The sequence below is a fragment of the Pedobacter kyonggii genome, from assembly GCF_004310665.1.
GTDB lineage: Bacteria > Bacteroidota > Bacteroidia > Sphingobacteriales > Sphingobacteriaceae > Pedobacter > Pedobacter kyonggii.
This window is the reverse complement of sequence record NZ_SIXF01000031.1, coordinates 1-25,085: the sequence shown is the minus strand read 5'-3', so window position 1 is coordinate 25,085 and position 25,085 is coordinate 1. Positions and strand designations below refer to the sequence as shown.

Here is a 25,085-nt window from a genome sequence, read left to right as displayed (position 1 = left end):
ATAATTATATTTGATTTATAGCAAATATTTCTAACCAGATTATTTCGGTTTATGCAACATACATTAGATCAGGTAAAGCTCAGTGCTTCGGAAACGTTGCAAACTTTGGTAGAGAATAGAACCTCTTATACCTTAGAGCGCTGCGAATTAAATGTTTTCGAAACTTACACCGAATCGTATAGAGTGCCGCTTACTTTTAACGATTTTGTAATTACGAGTATGCTGAGGGGCAAAAAAATAATGCATTTGTTTGATAAGAAAGGCTTTGATTATTTTCCTGGTCAAACCGTTATTGTTCCGCCGGCCGTTACCATGGAAATTGATTTTCCTGAAGCTTCTAATCTTAATCCTACGCAGTGTATTGCTTTGGCCATTGATCACGAGCAGATCCAAAAAACAATTGCTTACTTAAACGAGTTTTTCCCAAAAGCAGGTAGCAATGAAAAATGGCTGCTAAATTATGATGAATACCATTTTTATAACAATGAAGAGATTGCCTATCTCATTAATAAAGTTATCAGGATCTGCTCAGAACGAACAAAAGAAAAAGATGTTTTGGCCGATTTAACTTTGAAAGAATTGCTGGTGCGCATTATGCAGACCCAGAACCTAAAAACGATTAGCGATGACGGCTATAACCTGAACCAAAACCCCTTAGCTTTTGTACTAAACTATATTAAAACAAACCTGAACGAGAAGATCAGTATCAATAGCCTGAGTGATAAGGCCTGTATGAGCAAAGCCACATTTTACCGATTGTTTAAACGTGAGCTCGGCATCAGCCCTAACGATTTTATTCTAACCGAAAAGATAAACAAAGCCAAGCTTTTACTCGCCCAACCTGGGGCTAAGGTAGCCTCAATAAGTTACGAGCTAGGTTTTAGTGATGCCAATTACTTTATCAGGGCATTTAAAAAGATGGTTGGGATTACGCCGGGTGCATATCAATTGCAGGTGGCAAATCAGCTAATCCACTAATTTTCTAAATACCTTTTGGAGTAGGTTATTCCCATTAAATCGTAGCGTTTAAACTGTGTTTTTAACCTTTTTTGAAAATCTGGATAATTCCGCTTTTCTTTGGGACTCCACAAAATTTCGCTCAAAGCATCTAATCTTGGAAAAAGCAGGTATTGTACTTTTGCCGGATTGGTAATATACTCGCTCCATAAACAGCCCTGTGCACCCCAAATGTATTTAGCCTGCTCAGCAGTGAGTTCGGCTGGTATGGGTTCATAATTGTAAACATCTATTAAGGGCGAGAACTTATTTGCAGCCAGGCTATCTTCTTTTACGAACTGCCCATGGTTAAAGTACATATTATTTTCGGGCGTCATAATGGCTTTGTGGTTTTGTTTTGCAGCGTCGATACCACCTTTTTCGCCTTGCCAGCTCATTACAACTGCGTTAGGGGCTAAACCGCCCTGTAAAATTTCGTTCCAGCCGATAATGGTTTTGCCTTTGCTGTTCACAAATTTTTCCATCCTGCGGATGAAATAACTCTGTAGCTCACTTTCATTTTTCAAACCATTGGCTCTCATAATCTGTTGCGAAACAGCAGATTGCTTCCACCATATTTTTGAGGCTTCATCGCCACCAATGTGGATGTATTGCGAGGGGAACAAAGCCATTACCTCAGTTAATACATTTTCCAGAAACTTAAAAGTTGTATCAGAAGCTTGGAGTACATTGTTATATTTGTTCATCATTCCCCAGGTTTCTGCAACCTCGTATTTTTTATCTGGCGTTGTTCCCAGCTCTGGGTAAGCAGCCAATAAGGCCATGCTGTGTGCAGGCATTTCTATTTCTGGAATGATGGTGATGTAACGTCTAGCCGCATAATCTACCACATCTTTAATTTGTTCTTGTGTGTAATAACCACCGTGACGGATACCATCAGTTTTAATAACGGCATTTTTTGGCGTAATTTTTACTTCCGTTGGTAGAACCTGATATTTTATATGCTCATTTCCTTGTCCGGGCCATAAGCCAATAATGCTTCCATTTCTCCATGCTCCAATTTCAGTGAGCTTTGGGTATTTTTTGATTTCAATCCGCCAGCCATGATCATCTGTTAAATGCCAGTGAAAATAATTCATTTTGTGAAGCGCTAAATAATCGATGTACTGTTTTACAAATGCTACATCGAAAAAATGGCGGCTTACATCCAGATGCATGCCCCGGTACGCGAAGCGGGGGTAATCGGTGATCGAAAGGGCTGGAATATTTAAAACAGTATTTTTTTCTGGTGGCAATAATTGAATTAGCGTTTGGATCGCCTGAAAAATAGCAGTATCTGAGCTTGCTCCTATGATAATAGATTTATCAGTTACGTTAAGTAGATATTCTTTATGGGTTGATATTTTTTTATCAACGATTAATTTGATAACGTTACCTCGATTAATATCGGGATTGTTATATTGCTTGAGTTTAATTTGATAATTTTTCTCAAGGTAATCCTGCAGAAATTCTATTGATGAATAAGTTAAAGGATCATTTGAATATATAGCCGTTGTGCTATCTATTTTAAATGGAACAGCTTGTTGTTTTATCTCAAGTTTAACAGGTAATGGAATTAAGTTTACTTCCTGAGCAGAAAGCTTAAAAGCAATTAAGGTTAAAAATAAAAAGATAAATTTATTCATTATAAGGGGAATTTTCTTTTCAAAAGTAATAATAATAGACGTTTGAAAGGAAAAGGTTTGGTAAAGCGAAGTACTTTGTTACATAAACCCGATGGGAGGGAAATCCTTTTTGATTAAGTGCTTCGACAAGCTCAGCATGACAGAACACCAAAAAGATTGAATGAACAGCGGGGCAAGAATTACCGATGAGCGGTTACCCGCGTTTTCAAATTATGGGCCATATAAGACATTTTAGGAAATATAAGCTCATGTCGTTTTTCTTAAATGTTCTTACATTCCTTATATGGTAAAAATTTGTTTGTGTCTTCGCGGATTTTTAGACAAAAAAATCCCGATAACTTTCGCTATCGGGATTAATATGTTCAGTTAAAAAGAACTAGCCTTTTTTAGCTTTGCTTTCTTCGCCTTCTAATTGCGATTTCAATTGAGCCAATACGTCTAAGTCTCCCAAAGTAGATTTCTCTACAGAATCTTTAACTTTTTTAACAGCAGTTACAGCAGCTTTAGCTTCTTTTTTCTTAGCATTTCTTTCTTCTGCTACAGCTTCAGCTTTAACTTCTTCCCAAATACGAGCGTGAGAAACAACGATGCGTTTAGCTTCTTTGTTAAACTCGATGATTTTGAAGTCGTTAGTTTCTTCTGCTTTTACTGAAGTACCATCTTCTTTAACCATGTGTTTAGTTGGTACGAAACCTTCTACACCATATGGTAAAGCAATAACAGCACCTTTATCAGTTACTTTAACAACAGTACCTTGGTGAACCGAATCTAAAGTGAAGATCGTTTCAAAAGTATCCCAAGGGTTTTCTTCTAATTGTTTGTGACCTAAGCTTAATTTACGGTTATCAACATCAAGTTCTAAAACAACAACGTCTAATACATCACCAACTTTAGTGAATTCGTTAGGGTGGTTTACTTTTTTAGACCATGATAAATCAGAGATGTGGATTAAACCATCAATACCTTCTTCGATTTCAACAAAAACACCGAAGTTAGTCATGTTTTTAACAGTTGCTTTATGCTTGCTTCCAACAGGGAATTTAGCAGCAACTTCTTGCCATGGATCGTTAGATAATTGTTTAATACCTAAGCTCATTTTGCGCTCGTCTCTGTCTAAAGTTAAAACTTCAGCTTCGATCTCATCACCAACTTTTAAGAATTCTTGTGGATTTCTTAAGTTTTGTGACCAGCTCATTTCAGAAACGTGGATTAAACCTTCAACACCTGGGATGATTTCTAAGAAAGCACCGTAATCTGCAACAGTTACGATTTTTCCTTTTACTTTAGAACCAACCTGAATGTCGGTGCTTAAGTTCTCCCAAGGGTGTGGAGTTAATTGTTTTAAGCCTAAAGCGATACGTTTTTTCTCATCATCGAAATCTAAAACAACCACGTTGATTTTTTCATCTAATGATAATACTTCTTTTGGATGCTCTATGCGGCCCCAAGAAATATCAGTAATGTGAAGTAAACCATCAACACCACCTAAATCGATGAACACACCGAAATCAGTAATGTTTTTAACAGTACCTTCCAATACCTGACCTTTTTCTAATTTAGAAACGATCTCTACTTTTTGGCTTTCTAAATCATCTTCAATTAACACTTTATGAGAAACGACTACGTTTTTAAACTCATGGTTAATTTTAACAACTTTGAATTCCATTGTTTTACCCACGTATACATCGTAATCGCGGATAGGTTTAATATCAATTTGAGACCCTGGTAAGAAAGCTTCAACACCCATGATATCAACAATTAAACCACCTTTAGTACGGCTCTTAACGAAACCGTTGATGATTCTATCATTTTCAAGAGCCTCGTTAATTGCTTCCCATGATCTTTGGGTTTTTGCTCTTTTGCGAGAAAGGATCAATTGACCGTTAGCATCTTCTGGTGCTTCAACGAAAACGTCAACTGAATCGCCGATTTTAAGATCTGGTGTATCACGGAATTCGGAAGTAGAAACTAAACCGTCTGATTTGAAACCTACGTTTAATACTACGTCTTTGTTGTTAATTGAAACAACGATACCGCTGATGATTTCACCTTTAGTGATCTGATTGAATGTTCCAGCATACATATCTTCAAACTTTTTACGGTCTGCATCATTGTAATTACCGAAAACTTTTTCATCTGCATCCCAATCGAAATCTTCCGATGGTGTAGCCAATGATGATTTGATCGATTCGATCGAAACTGAATCAGCTTCTGATTCAATAGTTTCTTTTTCAGTTAGGCGTCCGCCTTCTCCCTGAAGTTCAGCTGTTTTAGCTGCTAATTCTTTTTCTGCTACTTGTTTTTTAGCCATTAATTAATTATCTCCTTTTTCCCCTATTTAGGGACTGCAAAGGTAAAACTTTTTTTAATTATAGAAAAGATTTTTTTAATAAATCTTGCTGATTTTTAGCTCTTTATAATTCCCCTCCCTCGGAGGGGTGCCTGAAAGGAGGGGTGGTTATTTCAATTTACCATATGTTTTTCTAAAATGTAGCTGTTTTATTTTAGAATTTAATCGCTTTGTTATTCCTAATAATTTGAAAATGAGCGTTCAGTAATGCTTCTGGAACAGCAGTCCCGCTATCGCTTATAGTCCTCACTACGTTGCGGGCTATTCCGCTCTATCAAGTTTAAAAACAAGGGCTGTGCACAAATACCTATCAAACGTTCCTACGGAACGATTTATAAGTTAAAAGTTAAAAAATATTGTCATCCTGAGCCTGTCGAAGGACAATTTTTTACCTTTTAAAAAGATTCTGAAACAAGTTCAGAATGACGAATAAAAATAAAGAGTTCTAAAATGATAAACTTCTATCTTTTAGTAAAAGTCCCTCTTGTAAAACCTTCGCCAATTAATGTTTGATCATCTCTGATTAACAACATAATCGTGTTCTGCTGATCGTAAAGTTTGATCATGTCGCCCTCAATAACGTATTTCGAGGTGAAAACAGAATCTATATAGGCATCAGTAACAGTTACCGAATCTTTCGATTTAAAATTGAAGGTTTTGTACTGTATATCTTCGTTGCTTGCAAAGGTGCCTGTTACCACTTTTGCCTGTATAAAAGTAATATAGCAGAAATACCCGGTTACCAGAATTACAATGACCGAAAAACCGATCAAAAATTTATTGCCACTGGCGTATTTGATCGAAAAGTATAATATGGTAATCAGTATTAAGGCCACAACCGTAAAAAAGATGATGTTCGTATAATCTTTGTTTTCCTGAGGTACTGATGCGGCAATGCTTGTTTTTTCGGCTGCAGCTTTTACAGGAGAAATCCTTACCAAAAATTCTTTACTTACCCATCCTTCACCATTGGTAACCTTAATTTTATAGAAGCTTGTATTTGATGAATCGATCACAGCAACATTTTCATCTTTAGGAAGGTATCCCACAATTTTACTTTTTGGGTCAGCTTGTTGCCTAACCCGCAAATCGTCTACAGTTACACGATACATGTCGGTGCTTGCTGCCGTTTGTGGGGTGGCGCTGGGTTGTGCAGTATTTGCCTGAGGAGTAGCTGGTTTAGCGGCAGAAGCAATTTTTTCGATGAAATCTTTGCTTACCCAACCTTCGCGGTTTTTAAACTTTACTTTGTAAAACTTGGCATTGTTGGCATCTAAAACCGTAATGTTTTCATTTTGAGCAATATTTCCAATAACCTTACTTTTCGGATCGCCGCTTTCTCTTACGCGCAACCTGTCGGCCTTAACCCTATAAGTTTCTTGTGCACTTAAATCGTTAGTGAAAATAAAAAGAGCGATGATGAGGAAGAAAATTCTAGTCATAAGTATAGGATTCTGCGAAACAGTTTTAATAGGTAATTGCAAACACGCTATAAGCAAACACCGTGCTAAGTGTTTCAAAATTAGAAAATACTTTTAATAGGTGGGGATAAGATTGAAAAAAGACATCAACCGCCTCCATTTATAGTATTACGCCCAGTAGCTCACTTTTTTTGATAAAACCAATATATCTAGAGTCTCGGGCGTTGTTTCTATTGTCTCCAAGTACAAAAAAACTGTCTTTTGGAACTAAGGCAGGACCGAAATTATCCACATTCCACTTATTTGACCATTGTTGCTCAATTTGCTCATCGCGATATACAGGCATTTTTACTTCTTTATATTGGTAGATGCCAGCTTTTTTAGCCTGAGTATCAATAATCTCCATATGTATTTTTTCCCCAATAGCATACATAGTTTCTTCAGCCTTTATTTTGCCTGAACCAACTAAGTCGTTATATATTTCATTACTGAAATTATAGCTGTGTTTGGTGTTGTAATTTTGGACCATCAACTTGCCGTTTAAATATACTTCTCCCATTTTTACTTCAATTTTATCTCCAGCTAGTGCACAAAGTCTGTAAATGGAACGCTCACCGCTCGTTTTTACCACAATAAGGTCACCTCTTTTGGCTTCTTTTAAATTGGATGCCATTACAATCTGATCAACGGCAATATTGGGTTCGTTTGCAGCGGAAACATTCTTGTAGGTATTGAAAATTCCCAAAAACCTGATGCTAATCCACAAGCATATAAGGAGGATGAAAAATCCTGCAAAAATGAAGATGATCTTTTTCATACTATATATTTTTAATCAATTACCAGCTTCCGCCACTACCACCACCGCTGCTACTGCCACCGCCCCAGCTACTGCTTGATGATGAAGAAGATGAGCTACTGCTCGATGAAGAGGAACTTGATGACGAACTAGATTCAACCAGCATGGCCAATGTGATCCACTTTATAAATTCTGTTTTTTTACAAAAGCTACATTCGTTTATCAGCTTTGCTTGCCCTTCGTGACTATATGTGGCTTGTTTAACTGTAACGCGTTCATTCAGTTTGTATGTCCTAAAAGCGCATTCGGGGCATTCGGTATAACTGTTGTATTTTTCCGCAGGCCATGCCTTAATAATATGTTCTTTATGGTCTGTGCTTTCCCAGATATCATAATCATAAGCTAAAACAACTTCCTCTTTACGTTGCCCTGCAGTTAAAAATGGTTTTCCTTCTATATTGATATCGCGATCTACTCGGATCATCGGGTTGTTTTTACTATCCAAAACTGGCTTGAAACGATCAATCGTTTTAACGCGCTTGATGAGGTGGAGTATAATTGCAATTAAAATTATCGGAGAGAAAAGAACTAGCCACCAGTTCTTTTTGTGGAAAGCCACAACGGCATCAAAGAAGTTTTTGTCGTCCTGGTGTGCTTTTCTTAATGCCGACAAATAGAAAAGGTAACGAAAGAAAAGCAACAGGGCCAGTATGGTAAAAAGAATGTAAGGGATATGTGCTAATTTTATCTTTTCGAACAGCTCAAAAGCACCAGTAAAAACGAAAATAAAAATAGAAACAAATACAATAAAGAAAGCCACCCCACATCCTTTGGCTATAGTAGCATCATAACTACTTTTGTTCTTGTCAAAGCCTTTTGGATTTAAACGATTTTTGGCTTGCCTGTTCACAATTTTGAACACCCCCCAAAATACCAGTAGAATAATTCCCGTAGGAAGCCAAAAGTTTTCGAGTGAACTGTTGCTTTCATGTTGGGTGAAAAACTGATTGAGCTCTGATTTATGTTCAGGGTTTAAAATAATTACACCAATGGCATTAATGGTATTCGTTATCCCAGTACTAAAATCATTTTGCCTGAAAGCAGGTAAGAGGTTTTGCTCGGCAATATGTTTAAGCTTTACATCTGGCAATACACCTTCAATTCCTGTTCCGGTAATGAACCGGTACTTTCGCCGATCTTTTGAAATAAATAGCAATAAGCCATTATTGCTGGTTTTTGAACCAATTCCCCAGGTGTTAAAAAGCTCAAATGCAAAATGGAAATCTTCTTTATCATGATCGAAATCGTTAACAATCACCACTGCTACCTGAACATTGGTTTCATGCTCAAACTGGGCAATGGTGTTATTTAAATCCGAAACCGCACCGCTCTCCAAAATACCGTCAGGATCACTTACATAACCTCCACCATTGTTTTTGGGGTCTGGTATATCTTTTACTTTGTAAGCAGTTTGCCCAAAAGTAATGTTGGCAACCAAAAGAAAGAATAGGAGGGCAATGGGTTTAAACAACCGGGTATTGAGCATCGTATAAATTTAGGTACTAGGTTTTTACATCATGATCTAACAACTAGGTAGCAATATGGTTTAATCTTTTAATATTTTAGCCAATACCTTATCCAGTTTTGCTTTATCTTTCATATATGCTTCCAAATCGTAAAGTTGCACGGTTTTAAATTCTATCGGGTGGCTTTCGCTCTGTAATGAAATGTAACCAGAAGTTAAAGCCTTTCCATCTATTTTAACTTTCGGGTCGAAATTAGAAACATTGCCACCACCAATTTGAGGCTTAGTATATTCTAACACTACTTCACCAGCTATAATGTGTTTGATAACCGAATCGCCCAATACTAAAAACTCTGCCGTTACCCATTGGTCGCCTGCATAGGTTTTCGATTTTGAATCTAAGCAGTGTCCGGTAAATAGTTTTCCATTATAATCAATTAATGTTCCAGGAGTGCATACATTACTGGTATGGCGTTCGTGTTGACCATCCCCACCCAGAATTTGAGCCTCAACGGAAATCGGGAAATCCTGATCTTTCAACATCGTTGCCGGATCCTGACAATGTAGCATGGCGCCACTATTTCTGGTTGCCCAGCCTTCACCACCTTTAGCCTGATCGCCAACAAAACGGTAGGTTACTTTTAAAAGATAGGCCGAAAAAGATTTTTTGTAGAAAATATGTCCGTATTGTTGGTCAAATTCTTTGTATCCATCATAACTCACCTTCATTACTCCATTTTCTACGCGAAAAGTATTGGCATAATTTTCTTTGTAGTCGTGTTTGGCGATTTTAATGTTCCAATCTTTTAAATCTTTTCCATTAAAGAGATTGATCCAGCCTTTCTGGGCATTTGCGTTGAGGATAGTAAGCGATAAAAATAATACCGCAAGATAAATTGATTTTAATTTCATAGTAACATTTGGGTTGGGTGCTAAAAATATAAAATTTTTTCTGTCTCAGGAAACGGTAGGGAAGTCGGGAGTCCGAAGTCTATGGGTAATAGTCGGATAGTTCATGGTTGATAGTCTAATGGCTCAAGGTCTGGAGCCAGTTAATCAGTTTAGCAATTAACCAAGCTTTCGTTTTAAGATTGCTTCGTGCCTCGCAATTGACGAATAAAGCCATTACCATCAACTACTAAACCATTGACTAATGACTAGTGAACCGATGGACTAATGAACCAAAAACGGTTGCACTCTTTCCAATGCAAAATCTAATTGTTCTTCCTGTGTAAGATCGGTATTATCTAAAATAATGGCATCATCAGCCCTAACCAACGGACTTTCCTTACGGGTGGTATCGGCATAATCGCGATGGGCAAGGTTTTCAAAAACCTCTTCCAGAGTAGTTTCGTTATTGCCTTTGCTCTCCAGTTCCTTAAATCTACGTTCAGCCCTGATTTTCGGATCGGCCGTCATAAAAAATTTCACAGGGGCATCAGGGAAAACGGTAGTGCCAATATCACGGCCATCCATGACGATGTTTTTCGATTTACCCATGCGCTGCTGCTGCTTTACCATTTCATGCCGCACAATTTTATGTGCCGAAACCTCGCTTACATTTTCAGAAACCGGCATTAAGCGGATTTCATCAGAAACCTCTTCACCATTAAGGGTAATATGGGACTCGTAATCACGGGAGTGGAAATTCAGTTCGATATGCTGTAAAGCATCAACAACTTTAGCATCATCAGTAATATCGATGTTATTTCTTAAGAAGTATAATGTAACGGCACGGTACATCGCTCCGCTGTCTACATAAATGAAACCTAATTTTTTAGCCAGTGCTTTTGCTAAAGTACTTTTTCCGCAAGATGAATAGCCATCTATTGCTATTACCAGGTTTTTCTTCATTGTAGCGCAAAGGTAAAAAATAGAAACAGAATGCTGAATTTTTTGAGAATATAAAGATAAACTCTAAACAAGATAATGCTAAAGCTTTGATTTATTGAATGTGTTTTTTATTAAATTCCAAATTATTACTTTAGCGGCATGTTACCTACAAGAGAAGAAATTTTACGGTCTGTTACTTTCAAAACTTCCAGAAGTGGGGGTAAGGGTGGGCAAAATGTAAATAAAGTTTCGAGTAAGGTAGAATTAATTTTCGACCTGGAAACAGCTTTTTATTTAGACGAAGACGAAAAGACACGCTTAAAAGAAAAACTGGAAAATCGACTAGATGCTGAAGGACTGTTACATATTGTTTCGCAAGAGGATAGGAGCCAGCTACTCAACAAAGAGAAAACAGTTGCCAAGTTGATTGAATTGTTAAAGCGATTGTTACACATTCAGAAAAAGCGAAAAGCAACTAAAATCCCTAAAGCAGTTATTCAAAAAAGATTAAAGAATAAGGCCGTAAATGCCGATAAAAAGGAGAGTCGCAAAAGACCATCAATTGATTAAAGCCTACGGCCTGATTTCTATTTTAGTTCCAATATTTACAGCATAAAACAATTCGTCTACTTCGTTATTAGTTAGTGCCATACAGCCATTTGTCCAATCGAAAAATCGTTGAAACTTACCGATAAATCCTAAATTGTTCCTGATCCCATGTATTTTAATATCACCACCTGGATCTTTACTAAGTAGTTTTGCCTTTGCAATATCTTTTTTATTTGGATAAGACACTCCAAGGTTTTTATGGTAACCACTATTTGGATTTTTGGCATTGACGACGTAAACTCCCTCAGGTGTTTTCTCATCACCTTCGAATTCCTTATGTCCAACTGGGCTATCGCCTAAGGAAATCTGATAAGTTTTAATCAATTTCTGCTTTGAATAAGCCAGTAATTGTCTATTTGACTTTTTAACAATGATATAATCGATTTCGGTATTTGATGGAAGTTTTTGTTCGGGATACAAATTGTAAATACTAGCAGCTATTACCAACAGCAAAATGGTAAAAAGGATTACTTTTTTCATATTCTTTTGTTATGTACAATAGAAATATAGATGCCTTATTTTAAAGATTAATAGTGTCAGATAGGAATATCCGACACCACTTAAGGAATACTATAAAAATGAACATTGCAACTTTACAGCGTTCAAGAATTAACAGATTAAATAATTACCTAACTTTTTCCAAACCTATAATACAAACTCAAACCGCCATAATTCTGTGCTTTAGCCACACTTTTAACCTCTTTGGTTTTAAAAATGATATTGAAATCGGCAGTAAATCGTTTTGAACTATAATTTACACCAAACTGTTGTTCAAAAACAATCGGTTTTACACCAAAAGTTAATGGACTGTTATCATTAAAAAGACTTCCCTGTATGGTGGCATCGTAGGCAACAAAGTTTAGCTGTGGTTTTACATAAAAGAAAAATTCCGAACTGTTTAAGCTTTTTGTTTTCGAGTTTCCGATCACCGCGTTGTGATAAGCACTGTTGAACAATTGATTTAGTTTACCGACCCTAAAAAGCACTGATGCACCCAAACCCGAAAAAGTTGTTCCTAAGTTGGCATAACCATGGGCACTGATATCCACAATGGGATCTTCTGGCCTAAAAAGTAACTTGCTATAATTTGTAGCGAGGTTTAGGGCCAGTTCATTTTTAATCTGGTAATCCCACCCTGCAGGGGTATAAAAACCTACGGTTTTATGTAGGAAACGTTGTGCTGTTTGAGCAAGCGAATTAGGACCAACCGTTCCCAATTCTACACTGGTTTTTAAAACGCTCTCATTTTTATAAAAAACTGAATATGCACCACCAGCATAAAGATAACCTGCAAAAGGCCTGTCCTGGTCTTCTCTGTTAGGAACTTGGCCCCAATAAGGCGTATACATTTTCTGTCCGGCAGAAATTTCATAGGTCTTTTTCTCTATTCTATCTGATAGTTTTTCGGTGTTGATGGCATGGCGGAAGTAGATAAATAATCCGTTGGTATAATATCGATCGTTTAACGTGGCCAAATAAGCATCGTTTTCAGTTTTAAAACCGAATTCGGTTTTAAAAGATTGAGCAAAACTGGTTGAAACACCCAAACAAAAAACTATGGTGAATAAAAATGATCTCATAAAAAAGCCCAGGCAATTTACCTAGGCTATAAAAGTATTTATTGTAATTGGATTTTTGATTGTTAATCTAAAAGAATTGGCAATTAGTTTACAATCGGCGCAATTTTAACGCTTAAATCTAAAGGTTTTTTAACCTTGTTTTTGGTTAAAGCCAACTCAATTACTTCACTCATTTCGGTTACATAATGGAATTTTAAATCCTTGATGTAACTCTCTTTAATCTCTAAAATATCCTTACGGTTGCTTTTGCAAAGGATAATTTCTTTAATGTTTGCCCTTTTTGCTGCTAGGATCTTTTCTTTAATACCACCAACCGGAAGTACTTTTCCGCGTAAAGTAATCTCACCAGTCATTGCTAAATGCTGTTTTACCTTACGTTGTGTAAATGCCGATGTTAGGGCGGTAAGCATCGTTACCCCAGCCGAAGGTCCGTCTTTTGGCGTAGCGCCTGCAGGCACGTGAACGTGAACATCCCAGTTGTCAAATAAACTGTAGTCTATATCAAATTCGGCTGCGTGGGCGCGTAAATATGCTAGCGCGATAACCGCCGATTCTTTCATTACATCGCCAAGGTTACCCGTTAAGGTTAATTTTCCTTTTCCTGGGCTTAAACTCGATTCGATGAATAAAATATCGCCTCCTACGCTTGTCCAGGCTAAACCTGTTACCACTCCAGCCACTTCATTGCCTTCGTATAAGTCTTTATCGTAAATTGGGGCACCTAAAATGCGCTCTACATCATCATTGCTTAAATTTGGATCGTAGGTTTCTTCCATCGCAATTTTTGTAGCCACGCCACGTACCAAAGAGCCTATTTTTTTCTCCAAACCACGTACACCTGATTCTCTGGTATAATCTTCAATTACTTTTTCGATCAGTGGAGTTTTTAAGTTAATATCCTTGGTTTGTAAACCATGGTTTTCTTTCTGTTTAGGCAGCAGGTATTTTTTAGCGATTTCTATTTTCTCTTCAATCGTATATCCGTTTACTTCAATAATTTCCATACGATCTAACAACGCAGGTTGTATGGTGCTTAAAGAGTTTGCTGTTGCAATAAATAGGATGTTGGATAAATCGTAATCCATTTCTACATAATGATCATAGAAGGCGCTGTTTTGTTCAGGATCTAATACTTCAAGCAAGGCTGATGATGGATCGCCTCGGTGGTCGGTTCCTACTTTATCAATCTCATCCAAAACAAAAACAGGATTATCTGCGCCCGCTTTTTTAATAGACGAAATGATACGACCTGGCATTGCACCTATGTAAGTTTTACGGTGGCCACGGATTTCTGCTTCATCGCGGATACCGCCTAAAGCCATACGTACATACTTACGGCCTAATGCTTTTGCAATCGATTTCCCTAAAGATGTTTTACCAACTCCCGGAGGGCCAACCAAACATAAAATTGGCGCTTTCATATTACGCTTTAATTTTAAAACGGCTAAGTATTCTATAATACGCTGCTTAACTTTTTCTAAACCAAAGTGATCTTTATCTAAGATACGCTGTGCTCTTTTTAGGTCGAAATTATCTTTCGTAAACTCGCTCCAGGGTAAATCTAAAAGAAGTTCCAAATAATTTAACTGAACAGAGTAATCTGGCGCAGCAGGGTTCATTCTGCCTAATTTATCCAGCTCTTTATCAAAATGTTCTGCAACTGCTTTTGCCCATTTTTTCTTTTTAGCTTTTTCTTGTAAAGCATCAAATTCTAAATCGGCAGAGCTGCCTCCCAACTCTTCCTGAATGGTTTTTAGCTGTTGATTTAAAAAATAATCACGTTGTTGTTTATCTAAATCGGTACGTACTTTCGATTGGATCTGATTTCTCAGCTCCAGCATCTGCAATTCGACCATTAAAAGTTCCATTACCTTTTGCGCTCTTTCCTGCAATTTATCCATTTCAAGGATTTTTTGCTTATCGGCCATTTCGGCATTCATATTTGATGAAATGAAATTGATCAAAAATGAATTGCTCTCGATGTTTTTAAGTGCAATGCTCGCTTCGCTTGGGATATTTGGTGAAAGCTGGATGATCTGAGCAGACATTTCGCGGATAGAAGCGATTAATGTTTTAAACTCTTTATCTGCTTTGTGCTTTTGTTCTTCGAATTTTTTAACAACTGCTTTAATATAAGGTTCGTTCTGCACCTCTTCAATTAAGCTGAAACGTTGTTTGCCCTGGATAATTACAGTGGTATTTCCATCAGGCATCTGCAGCAACTTAATGATGTTCGCAACCGTGCCAACCGTGTTAAGTTGCTCAAACGTAGGGTCTTCAATGGAAACGTCTTTTTGAGAAACAACCCCAATGATCTTATTTCCTTTGTAAGCTTCCTTAATTAACTTAATTGATTTATCTCTTCCAACTGTAATAGGAATAACTACTCCTGGAAATAAAACTGTGTTTCGCAAAGGCAATATGGCCAACGTTTCGGGCGTTTCCTCATTGTTCATTTCCTCTTCGTCTTGTTGAGACATTAAGGGAAAAAATTCGGTATCCTCATTTATGATTGGCATTGCTGTATGGAAATCAAATATATCTTGTTTACTCATTATCACATTTTCCGCTAACGACAAACTGGCAGTTTAATCGTATTCACTTTGTTTAATTTTGGTATTAAGTTAATAAATTCAACTCTTGTGCCAAAGTGAAAATAATATTAATCTTATGTTAAAAAGGCAGAGTAATATAAATGTTTTCGCCAATATCATATAACCCATATTTTAGCGTTTAAGCTAATGTTTAGGACATTCAGTTTTGAATGAAAGAAAATTAAAAACTTTTAAATTATCAGAATAGGATTATATTGCAAAAAATTTCTCCTATAAATTTGGTTAGGCGTTAGATTTGTTAAACTTATTACTCATACATGAACTATTTTAAGAAGGCGATTTTAGGATTAATTATTTTTACATCAACTAGTAGTTTCGCACAAAGCAATTACGAAAGAAGCATGCAGGCTATGATGAAAGGTGATTTTAAAACTGCCGCGATACAATTAGAAAAAGCTGATGCCAAAACTCCTGATAATGCAACCGTGCTCCAGATGCTTGGATATTCTTATTTTCAAAACCGCGAATACGAAAAATGTATTGCTACTTATAGCCGTTTATTAACCATCAAGCCGTCTGAAGTTTCTGCATATTATTACCGTGGGATAGCAAGGTTAAAAATCGCTAACGATCCTAAAGAATCGTTAAATACCATGCGCGAGAACTTTTATTTGGCATCTCTCAAAGATTTTACAAAAGCCATTGAAATTAATGGTGATGAAGATGCCCAGATGTTTCAGAACCGTGGCTTAGCTTACAAAGATTATGCAATTTTCAAGTCTTTTAAAGCAAAGAAAAAGGAAGAAAAAGCAGCTTGTATTGCTTTGTTCAATAACTCAATAGTTGATTTTCAGAAGGTATTAACCTTGCAACCATTAAGAAAAGATATTATTGATTGGGTAACCTACGATAAGGCACAGATAGCAAGTCTTAAATAAAATACAACCTTTAAAGAAAATGGGACTTGAATATTTTCGAGTCCCATTTTTTATTTTAGCTTTCCAATAACTGAATACATCTTTTCCTTTAACAATCTAATTTTCTGTTGCTTTTTGATCGTGTAAAGGCTATCCGGACAGTAGGTTAAAGTATCCTGAGATTGGTATAAGATATTTTTATTATTGATAATGATCTCTATTTTACCTGCTTTCTGGCCGTTCCAGGTTATAGAAACCTTCTTAATAGGGATTTTTTTATTATCGGAAGTATAAATATCTACTCCATCTTTTTCTTTTGTTTTAAAACTTCCTTTCCATGATGTTTTATTGATGTCGGCGTTAACGAAAATGGCTAATTCTTTTTTCCAATCGGCAATTTTAGTTGTTTTGCTTTCAGCTGCGCCATTTACATTAACGGTTTTATTTACAATGGGGGTTAGTCTTTGTAAGCGGGAAATTTCTTTTCCAAAATATCCTTTTATATCAAAATATAATAAATCGGTATTTGCTTCAGCTTCTTTTCGCTGATTGCAGGAAAACAATGCCAAAGCAAATACCAGGATATAAAGTTTTTTAACCATTATACTAAAACATTTCCTGTCATTTCTGCTGGAATAGCCACACCTAATATTTTCAGAATAGTAGGGGCAATGTCGCCTAATTTACCATCAGCAATGGTTTTATAATCCTTATCAATTAAAATACAAGGAACCAAGTTGGTGGTATGCGCAGTATTGGCAGACCCATCACCATTCACCATAAATTCAGAGTTTCCATGATCGGCCAAAAGAATAAACGAATAACCATGCTCCAAACCTTTATTAACCACCGTTTCTGCGCATTTGTCTGCAGTTTCCACTGCTTTTACCACAGCCTCAAAAACGCCTGTGTGGCCAACCATATCTGGATTGGCAAAGTTTAAGCAAATAAAATCAGCCCATCCGGTTTCCATTTCTTTGGTAATGGCATCTGTAATCCCTGCGGCACTCATTTCCGGTTGAAGATCGTAGGTGGCTACTTTGGGTGAAGGAATTAAAAGACGTTTTTCGTTTTTAAATTCAGCTTCCCGTCCGCCTGAAAAGAAGAAGGTTACGTGTGGGTATTTTTCAGTTTCTGCAATGCGGATCTGATTTTTATTGTTATAGGCCAGTACTTCGCCAATGGTTTGGGTTAAATCATCTTTGGTGAAAATTACATTTACCTTTGCAAAACTCTCATCGTAGGTAGTCATGGTAACATAATACAATGGCAGTTTATGCATCTGCTGTTCCGGGAAATCTTTTTGCGTTAATGCAGTGGTAATTTCACGACCTCTATCGGTACGGAAATTAAAACAGATTACTACATCATCATTTTGAATCGTAGCAACTGGTGCACCATTATCCTGCGTTAAAACGATTGGTTTTAAAAACTCATCAGTTACGCCATCGGCATACGATTTTTTGATTGCTGCTAAAGCATCCTGGGTTTTTTCGCCAATGCCATTTACCATTACATCGTAAGCTTGTTTAACACGCTCCCAACGGTTATCGCGGTCCATTGCATAATAACGGCCAATCATGGTAGCCAATTTAGCATTGGTGTTTTGGATATGGTTTTCCAGGTCAGCAATAAAGCCCAAGCCAGAGTTTGGATCAGTATCGCGGCCATCTAAAAAAGCATGAACAAAAGTGTTTGGTACGTTTGCTTCATTTGCGGCATCGCATAAAGCTTTTAAATGTTCGATATGCGCATGTACGCCGCCGTTTGAAACGAGACCGATGAAGTGAACCGCTTTATTGTTCTGCTTAGCATAATCGAATGCACTTAACAAAACCGGGTTGCTGTGCAATTCTCTGTCTGTAATAGATTTGTTGATTCTTCCAAGCTCCTGGTAAACTACCCTACCCGCGCCTAAGTTCATGTGCCCAACTTCAGAGTTTCCCATCTGTCCGGCGGGCAAACCTACAGCTTCACCTGATGCTTCAAGTTTAGAATTTGGGTATTTCTGTAATAACGAATCAAAAAAAGGAGTGTTGGCGGCATATGCAGCATCAGAGTTATCTTGTTTTCCGTAGCCCCAACCATCTAGAATTATAAGCGCGAGTTTTTTATCGTTTACCATTTTTATTGTAAAATTTATTGATCCATATTAAAACATTTTCATGTATAACATGTTTTAGTGTTTTGTTTAATATGGCAAATATAACTTTATTGAAGCTTATACAAATGAAGAAATCCTTTTTTTGATACGCTAATGGCATAATTTTAGCTATAGGGTTCTGTATAAAATACAGAAATGATCCGGAGCTTATTTTTACTCATTATTAGTTTGTCGTCATTATATCACCCTACAGCTCTTCAGGCAGATATTATTGATGATTTATCCTCGTATTTTAAGGCTGGCAACTCAAAAGAAATTGCTAAAAGTTTCGCCTCAACTATCGAACTTATTATTGTTGATGAAGAAGATGTATACTCAAAAGCACAGGGTGAACAGATTTTAAGAGATTTTTTTATTAAACATCCACCAGTAAAAACAAGTATTTTTCATAAAATTAATACGAATCCAAACTATCGTTTTGGTGTAATTATTCTAAGTACCGCGAAAGAAACCTTTAGGGTTTCTATCACGATGAAAAAATTCAATACCAGCTTTTCGATTACTGAATTAAGGATCGAACCGGCAAAAGATTAATTGGCTAGACAGGACTTACGAAGTTTTGCCACCGCTATGCCTGTGCCAACTTCGTAAATCGCGAAGGCTAGAAAATTCTGAAGTCAACAAATCACTTTAACGCTTAAGTAAATTGTCTGCTAATAAATATTTCTTATTTTTGCGGCATAAAATCTACATTTTGGATACTCAATTTATACATCAATTCATAAAAAATGCCCTTGCCGAAGATGTTGGTGACGGTGATCATACTTCACTTTCAACAATTCCACCTGGAACGCGGGGAAAAGCAAAACTGATTATCAAAGAAGATGGTATTTTGGCTGGAATTGAACTGGCTCTTGAGATTTTTAAGGAAGTTGATGATACTTTAAAAGTTGAGGTACTGTTGCAGGATGGTGTAGCTGTAAAAGTAGGTGATATTGCCTTAACCGTTTCTGGGAGTACACACGCTATTTTAATTGCGGAGCGTTTGGTTTTAAACTGTATGCAACGCATGAGTGGTATTGCAACTAAAACCCATAGGATTGTTTCTTTATTGAAAACAACTAAAACCAAAATTTTAGATACCCGTAAAACCACTCCGGGACTTCGCTATTTAGAAAAATGGGCAGTAAGGATTGGGGGAGGTGTAAATCACCGCATCGGTTTATATGATATGATCTTAATTAAGGATAATCATGTAGATTATGCAGGAGGAATTTCAAACGCCATTACAGCCGCTAAAAAATATCTAATAGATCAAAATAAATCACTTCAGATCGAAATCGAGGTGCGGAACCTGGAAGAGTTATCTCAAGTTTTGGCTATTGGTGGCGTAGACCGGATAATGCTTGATAATTTCAGTTTCGAAAAGTTAAGAGCTGCGGTTAAATTAATCGATGGTAAATTCATTACGGAGGCTTCTGGAGGGATTACTGAAGAGAATGTTGCCGAATATGCTGCTTGCGGAGTAAATTTTATTTCTATGGGTGCGCTTACACACTCTGTGAAAAGCCTGGACATGAGTTTAAAAGCATACTAAAGTGATTTGCTATAAAATTAAAAGCTTATTTTTTGTATCATTGTAGGCTATGGTTACGGTTTATTCTCTCAGCGCGTTATTAATTGCCTACCTTTTTGGATCTATACCAACAGCTGTATGGCTTGGTCAGGCCTTTTATGGGGTTGATGTAAGGGAGTATGGAAGTGGCAACGCTGGCGCAACCAATACCTTTAGGGTATTGGGCAAAAAAGCCGGAATTGCTGTAATGATCATCGATATTGCAAAAGGTTATACCGCAACTAATCTGGCCTATCTAATTGGCATGTCGGTAACCGGCCCACAAAATTCAGTTGTTTTTGTGAATTATCAACTTGCACTGGGTGTAACCGCAGTAATGGGACATTTATTTCCTGTTTTTGCAGGTTTTAGAGGTGGAAAAGGTGTTGCTACACTTTTTGGAATGATTTTGGCAGTTAACTTCGAAGCATCTATGCTTTGTGTTCTGGTTTTTGTGGTTGTGTTGTTGTTAACTAAATATGTTTCATTAAGCTCCATTTGTGCAGGATTTACTTTTCCGCTCAGTGTGGTGTTTTTGTTTCAGGTTTCCATCAAATCAGAAGTGCTTTATGGCATGGTGGTTTGTATTTTAATCTTAGTTACGCACCAAAAAAACCTCGAAAGATTGCTAAAAGGCAAAGAATCTAAAGTGTATTTGTTTAAGAAGAAAACTAATTAATTAACAAAACACATTTCATTAAAACTTATTTATAGGCTTACTGTTTAATCTTCGGTTTTGCCTATCAGTATTTACTAATCATTTAAAATCGCATTATGAAAAAGTTATTTTTAACAGCAAGCGTTGCTGGAGTATTATTATTTAACTCCTGTTCTACCGTTCCTTTAACAGGCCGTAGTCGATTTGATTTAGTGAGTAACGACCAGGTTTTGCCAATGGCTTTCCAGGCTTATAGCACCTTTTTAACGGAGAATAAAACTACAGTTTTACCAGCCTCGAATGCGCAGGCTTTGAAAGTTAAAACCATTGGTAGCAGATTAATTACGGCTGTAAAATCGTATATGAACAGCAATAATTATGGTAACCTAATTGCAGATTACCAGTGGGAAGTTAATGTGGTGCAGAACAACGAGAAAAATGCCTGGTGTATGCCAGGAGGGAAGATTGTAGTTTATACTGGTATTTTACCTGTAACACAAGATGATGCTGGTTTAGCCACCGTAATGGGCCACGAGATTGCCCACGCCATTGCCGGTCATTCAGCCGAACGGATGTCGCAAGAAATGGTTGCTCAGGGTATTGGTGCAGCAGCAGGTGTGGCATTATCTAAAAACCCAAAAACACAATCTATTTTTAATACCCTTTATGGTGTAGGTACACCAGTGGCGATGTTAAAATTCAGTCGCAATCAAGAATTAGAAGCCGACCGTTTAGGCTTGATTTTTATGGCTATGGCCGGATATAATCCACAAAATGCCACCAGTTTCTGGAACAGGATGTCTGCTGCATCGGCAGGTACACAAAAACCAGCAGAGTTTTTAAGTACCCACCCAAGCGATGCTACACGTATTGCACAAATCCAAAAATATTTACCTGAAGCACAACAGTATTATAAGAAATAGGCTTAGGGTTTAAGGTGGAGGGTTTTTGCATAAGGCAGGATCTTCCACTTTATCTGGTCTTAGCGTCTCTACAACTAGAAAAGTTAAGGTCCAAGGTTATTGATTAAGTCTTAGCGTCTTCAATGCTATTAAGTTAAGGGTTTTGGGATTTTCAGATAGTTTTTTTGTATATTTATATACAATCAAAAAGATACATGAGTTTAATTTCCAACAATATTTCCAAGGAGAAACATATCGTTTCTCCTAAAAAAAACATGTGATTTTATTCAAAAAAATCCGACCCCTGAGAAGTATATTACCAAAGCAAAGTTTTTCATCAGAAAGCGCTCACTTACCTTTCCTATCCTAGTTACCTCAATTTTGAATCTATTCAAGGAATCTGTTGAATACAATATTTCAACTCTATTGCCCAAATTCAAAGTCAAAACAGTTACTGGGGCAGCTTTCTCACTGGCTCGTTATAAGGTCGAAATTTCATTTTTTAAGGACCTGAACAGCATAACTTGTGGATTTTCATCAACGACACTATGTTAGACGTTGGAAAGGCTTTCAGTTGATCGCCGGCGATGGCTCAACGGTCTCGCTGCCTGCATCACCGGGTATAAAAAAACACTTTGGCGTTTATTCTGAAAATGAAAATGGTGCCAAAAGTTGTCTTGCCCAATTGTTTATGCTTTTTGACATCAACACAAAGACAGTATTGGCGAGTCGGATAAGCGAGATGAAGAACTCAGAGAGAACTCTTTTCAAGGATTGCCTAAACAACCTGGCGGTCGATAAGGCTATTTTTATCTTAGACAGGGGATTTGGTTACTTCAATATATTCAAGAGGCTTATCGAACAGAAAAGTGACTTTTGTATCAGGGTTAGCTCATCGAATTCTACCTTTGCCAAACAGGTAATGAATAATCCATCTGAGGATTTTATTACGGAGTGGCAACCAAGTTTAAGGGAAAAAAGGACCTGTGCCGAGCATGGGCAAGATTGCGAACCCATAAAAGTAAGAGTTTCGAAAATCAAACTAACAACAGGTGAGATCGAACTATTGATATCCTCACTTGAGCCTAAGCATATCAGCTTAGCAGATATTAACCAGCTTTATACGCTCAGGTGGGGGATTGAAGAGGGTTTTAAAAAGCTCAAGCCCAAAATGAAACTCGAGCAGTTTGGTAGCCGTAAGCCAGAAGGCATAAACCAGGAATTTGAGGCCCATATTTTCATGATGAATCTCGTTGCTTTACTGGGGATTACCGCACAGGACACGATTGAAAAAAACATGGATAAAAGAAGATACGATTATATTTTCAACTGGCAAAATGCATTCAGATTTGTTAGGAACAGCCTAATTGAGTTAGTAATGGGATCAAAACTGAAAACAATAATTAAACGGCTAATAGAGCAAATTTCTAAAACTGTAGTTGCGGTAAAGCCAACAAGAAGCTTTCCCAGAATTAAAGTTCGGCAAAATAAAAGCAGGTTGCACCAGGCATATAAATAGCTTAACTTAATAGCATTGGAGACGCTAAGACTAGTAAGTGACGCTACGACTAGAAAGAGATTGATTATATCTTAGCGAGATGCTAAGACTAGAAAGTTTTGATTTAAAGATTCTTCACTGCGTTCAGAATGACATATTATACAAAAACCGATGACAATTGAACCAATTAACTACCCAGCACCTTCAAAATCGCACTGGCTTTTAATAAACACTCTTCATATTCTAAAACGGCATTGCTTTGGTAGGTAATGGCTCCTCCAACCTGAAAGGATAAATAGCTAGATTCAGCATTGTACAAAATACTCCGGATAACCACATTGAAATCGAAATCACCATCTGGACTGATGCAGCCAAATGAACCAGAATAAATACCTCTTTTGGTTACTTCGTATTCTTCAATCAATTTCATAGCCCTAACCTTTGGTGCACCTGTCATGGAGCCCATTGGAAATGCATTTTTAATTGCATCTATAAAGTGAATCTCTGGATTTAATTGACAGCTAATGGTAGAAATCATCTGGTGTACTTGTGGGAAGCTGTAGATGCCAAATAATTCATCAACAGTGACAGAGCCCTTAACGGCCGATTTAGTGAGGTCGTGGCGTACCAGATCAACAATCATTACGTTTTCAGCCTGTTCTTTAATATCGTTCCTGAGCTGAGATTTTATAGCTTCATCTTCCGAAGGGTTTAAACTTCTTTTTGCAGTGCCCTTTATAGGTTGCGAGGTAAGTTTCGATCCACGTTTGCACAAAAAACGTTCTGGTGTAGCAGATAAAATATATTTGCCCTGAACTTTAAAATAGCCAGCAAATGGGGTAGGAGAAACCTGGTTTAGCGCCTCGAAAGTTTGAACGGGATCTATTTCTATATTTTCGGCAAAAAACTCCTGACAGAAATTAACTTCATAAATATCGCCACGAATAATATGATCTCTTAAAGTTTCTACTTTTTGAACATATTGATCTTTCGACAACCGTTGTGTTATCGTTACTTTTTTAGATTGGATTTCTATTTGATGCTGAAAGGAATCGATCTCTGCTAAAATTGATTTAGAACCAATCAGAACCTCGGCATTGCCATTTTTGAAGGCAATTAGGTGCTTTGGAACAAAAAAGTATAGATCTGGGAAATTTAAATGGTCCGAATTATTAGAGTGAAGGTCTTCTACTTCGTTTTTTAAATCGTAGCCGAAGAAGCCAAAAACCCACCGTTTATGTGCAGCATAAAAGCTTTTTAGTTGATCAAAAGCATTGCCTGCTGTGCATTTTAGTTCATGATGTGCATCAGCAGCGATAATGAAATCGTAAGCTGAATAAGCATCTTTGTAATCGTTTGAATCTAAAAAACAACATACCTCGAACTGGTTGGCCCAGTGCAATGCTTTTTGTTTAAAATGGGATATGTTTTGTGAGGTTTTCAAGCTGCGGCAAAGGTAAAAATAGAGATGGTAATTGTAAGAAATTAATTTTTATCTTTTGGAACGGCTTATTGATTTTCTAACAGCACTTTCATTCATATAAATCGTCATTTCGAGCGGACCCGATAGCTAGCTATCGGGTGCAACGCAGAGAACCCGAAGGCTCAGCGCAGCTAAATCTGTTTAGATCTCTCTCCCGAAAGTTCGCATTAGCGTCAAGTTAATGATATTGACAAAGGTTGAAAAGTCTGTGATTATTATTTAAAATGGAAAAAGCAACTTGTAGTTCTAAACACATTTGACAATGTCTACAAGCCTCTTTTTCAACTCTAAAATAAAGAAAAGATTTGATATTTTTTTTAATGGATCAACCATTGATACTATAGCTCGGAGCAGTGGTTTTCTTCAGCGCAGTGCAAAGAAGATTTCTCCGATGGATTTTGTTATGGGCTTTGTGTTAAGCTGTTCTCAAATGCAAAACACATTCAGTCAATGGGCTTTCCAGATTAGCCAGCTTAGCGGAACCCCTGTAAGCAAACAAGCAGTATTTGATCGTTTGGGGCCATCATCTGTAGCTTTTGCCAAAGCACTTCTGGAGCATGTGCTGCTGCAGGGTCTCTGCTACAGATACAGACGTCC

The 25,085-nt window shown here is 37.2% G+C and carries 22 protein-coding genes; 9 read left to right on the top strand and 13 right to left on the bottom strand.

Annotation, left to right across the window (positions count from 1 at the left end; all coding sequences use genetic code 11):
• Nucleotides 1–51: 51 nt before the first annotated feature.
• The gene (locus tag EYS08_RS21345) at nt 52–978 is read left to right on the top strand and encodes a helix-turn-helix transcriptional regulator (protein ID WP_131032014.1); all 927 of its coding nucleotides are present in this window, start codon (nt 52–54) and stop codon (nt 976–978) included.
• Here the strand turns inward: EYS08_RS21345 and EYS08_RS21340 are convergent.
• The 7 genes from EYS08_RS21340 to cmk form a co-directional block, all read right to left on the bottom strand.
• Nucleotides 975–2,642, bottom strand: coding sequence for a beta-N-acetylhexosaminidase (locus tag EYS08_RS21340; protein ID WP_131032013.1), 1,668 nt, complete (start codon nt 2,640–2,642; stop codon nt 975–977). The two genes, EYS08_RS21345 and EYS08_RS21340, sit on opposite strands and share 4 nt — an antisense overlap.
• 376 nt (nt 2,643–3,018) lie before the next feature.
• Complete coding sequence (gene rpsA / locus EYS08_RS21335; protein ID WP_055906480.1) at nt 3,019–4,953, bottom strand: 30S ribosomal protein S1; 1,935 nt, start codon at nt 4,951–4,953, stop codon at nt 3,019–3,021.
• Nucleotides 4,954–5,453: 500 nt separating this feature from the next.
• Nucleotides 5,454–6,434 (bottom strand): SH3 domain-containing protein, encoded by a 981-nt coding sequence (locus EYS08_RS21330; RefSeq protein WP_131032012.1) that lies wholly within the window; start codon nt 6,432–6,434, stop codon nt 5,454–5,456.
• Between the two features lie 139 nt (nt 6,435–6,573).
• Nucleotides 6,574–7,230 (bottom strand): signal peptidase I, encoded by a 657-nt coding sequence (gene lepB / locus EYS08_RS21325; RefSeq protein ID WP_131032011.1) that lies wholly within the window; start codon nt 7,228–7,230, stop codon nt 6,574–6,576.
• A 19-nt stretch (nt 7,231–7,249) separates the two neighbouring features.
• Nucleotides 7,250–8,755: a TPM domain-containing protein gene (locus tag EYS08_RS21320; RefSeq protein ID WP_131032010.1), complete on the bottom strand. Its 1,506-nt coding sequence runs from the start codon at nt 8,753–8,755 to the stop codon at nt 7,250–7,252.
• A 60-nt stretch (nt 8,756–8,815) separates the two neighbouring features.
• Nucleotides 8,816–9,646, bottom strand: a complete 831-nt coding sequence (locus tag EYS08_RS21315; protein ID WP_131032009.1) for a 3-keto-disaccharide hydrolase — start codon at nt 9,644–9,646, stop codon at nt 8,816–8,818.
• Between the two features lie 261 nt (nt 9,647–9,907).
• The gene (gene cmk, locus EYS08_RS21310) at nt 9,908–10,588 is read right to left on the bottom strand and encodes a (d)CMP kinase (RefSeq protein ID WP_131032008.1); all 681 of its coding nucleotides are present in this window, start codon (nt 10,586–10,588) and stop codon (nt 9,908–9,910) included.
• 138 nt (nt 10,589–10,726) lie between these two features.
• On the opposite strand from cmk, the gene arfB reads away from it, so the two are divergent.
• A complete protein-coding gene (gene arfB, locus EYS08_RS21305) occupies nt 10,727–11,137 on the top strand; it encodes an alternative ribosome rescue aminoacyl-tRNA hydrolase ArfB (protein ID WP_131032007.1) in 411 nt (136 codons plus the stop codon).
• Nucleotides 11,138–11,140: 3 nt separating this feature from the next.
• Here the strand turns inward: arfB and EYS08_RS21300 are convergent, their stop codons facing one another.
• The 3 genes from EYS08_RS21300 to lon all read right to left on the bottom strand — a co-directional run bounded on the left by EYS08_RS21300 (nt 11,141) and on the right by lon (nt 15,311).
• Nucleotides 11,141–11,656, bottom strand: coding sequence for a L,D-transpeptidase family protein (locus tag EYS08_RS21300; RefSeq protein WP_131032006.1), 516 nt, complete (start codon nt 11,654–11,656; stop codon nt 11,141–11,143).
• A gap of 149 nt (nt 11,657–11,805) precedes the next feature.
• Entirely contained in the window at nt 11,806–12,756 is a 951-nt protein-coding gene (locus tag EYS08_RS21295) for a lipid A deacylase LpxR family protein (RefSeq protein ID WP_131032005.1), read from the bottom strand.
• Between the two features lie 83 nt (nt 12,757–12,839).
• Nucleotides 12,840–15,311 carry an endopeptidase La gene (gene lon / locus EYS08_RS21290; protein ID WP_131032004.1) on the bottom strand — a complete coding sequence of 824 codons (2,472 nt, stop codon included), beginning with the start codon at nt 15,309–15,311 and terminating at the stop codon, nt 12,840–12,842.
• A gap of 317 nt (nt 15,312–15,628) precedes the next feature.
• Between lon and EYS08_RS21285 the strand changes: the two genes are divergently transcribed.
• Complete coding sequence (locus EYS08_RS21285; RefSeq protein WP_131032003.1) at nt 15,629–16,249, top strand: tetratricopeptide repeat protein; 621 nt, start codon at nt 15,629–15,631, stop codon at nt 16,247–16,249.
• Between the two features lie 50 nt (nt 16,250–16,299).
• On the opposite strand, the gene EYS08_RS21280 is transcribed toward EYS08_RS21285, so the two are convergent.
• On the bottom strand, nt 16,300–16,830 hold the full coding sequence (locus tag EYS08_RS21280) for a hypothetical protein (RefSeq protein WP_131032002.1): 531 nt from the start codon (nt 16,828–16,830) through the stop codon (nt 16,300–16,302).
• Nucleotides 16,830–18,353: a 2,3-bisphosphoglycerate-independent phosphoglycerate mutase gene (gene gpmI / locus EYS08_RS21275; RefSeq protein WP_131032001.1), complete on the bottom strand. Its 1,524-nt coding sequence runs from the start codon at nt 18,351–18,353 to the stop codon at nt 16,830–16,832. The genes EYS08_RS21280 and gpmI overlap by 1 nt, the downstream gene beginning before the upstream one ends.
• A 174-nt stretch (nt 18,354–18,527) precedes the next feature.
• Between gpmI and EYS08_RS21270 the strand changes: the two genes are divergently transcribed.
• From EYS08_RS21270 to EYS08_RS21250, 5 genes are all read left to right on the top strand, one after another.
• Nucleotides 18,528–18,926 (top strand): DUF4783 domain-containing protein, encoded by a 399-nt coding sequence (locus EYS08_RS21270; RefSeq protein WP_131032000.1) that lies wholly within the window; start codon nt 18,528–18,530, stop codon nt 18,924–18,926.
• 160 nt (nt 18,927–19,086) lie between these two features.
• Nucleotides 19,087–19,929 carry a carboxylating nicotinate-nucleotide diphosphorylase gene (nadC, locus tag EYS08_RS21265; protein WP_131031999.1) on the top strand — a complete coding sequence of 281 codons (843 nt, stop codon included), beginning with the start codon at nt 19,087–19,089 and terminating at the stop codon, nt 19,927–19,929.
• A gap of 49 nt (nt 19,930–19,978) precedes the next feature.
• A complete protein-coding gene (gene plsY / locus EYS08_RS21260; protein WP_131031998.1) occupies nt 19,979–20,626 on the top strand; it encodes a glycerol-3-phosphate 1-O-acyltransferase PlsY in 648 nt (215 codons plus the stop codon).
• Between the two features lie 95 nt (nt 20,627–20,721).
• Entirely contained in the window at nt 20,722–21,528 is an 807-nt protein-coding gene (locus EYS08_RS21255) for a M48 family metallopeptidase (protein ID WP_131031997.1), read from the top strand.
• A 505-nt stretch (nt 21,529–22,033) separates the two neighbouring features.
• The gene (locus tag EYS08_RS21250) at nt 22,034–23,026 is read left to right on the top strand and encodes an IS4 family transposase (RefSeq protein WP_131031996.1); all 993 of its coding nucleotides are present in this window, start codon (nt 22,034–22,036) and stop codon (nt 23,024–23,026) included.
• Between the two features lie 166 nt (nt 23,027–23,192).
• Here the strand turns inward: EYS08_RS21250 and EYS08_RS21245 are convergent, their stop codons facing one another.
• Nucleotides 23,193–24,449, bottom strand: coding sequence for an anthranilate synthase component I family protein (locus EYS08_RS21245; protein WP_131031995.1), 1,257 nt, complete (start codon nt 24,447–24,449; stop codon nt 23,193–23,195).
• A 301-nt stretch (nt 24,450–24,750) separates the two neighbouring features.
• Between EYS08_RS21245 and EYS08_RS21240 the strand changes: the two genes are divergently transcribed.
• Nucleotides 24,751–25,085: hypothetical protein (locus tag EYS08_RS21240; RefSeq protein ID WP_131031994.1), on the top strand; the 335-nt coding region annotated here is incomplete at its 3' end.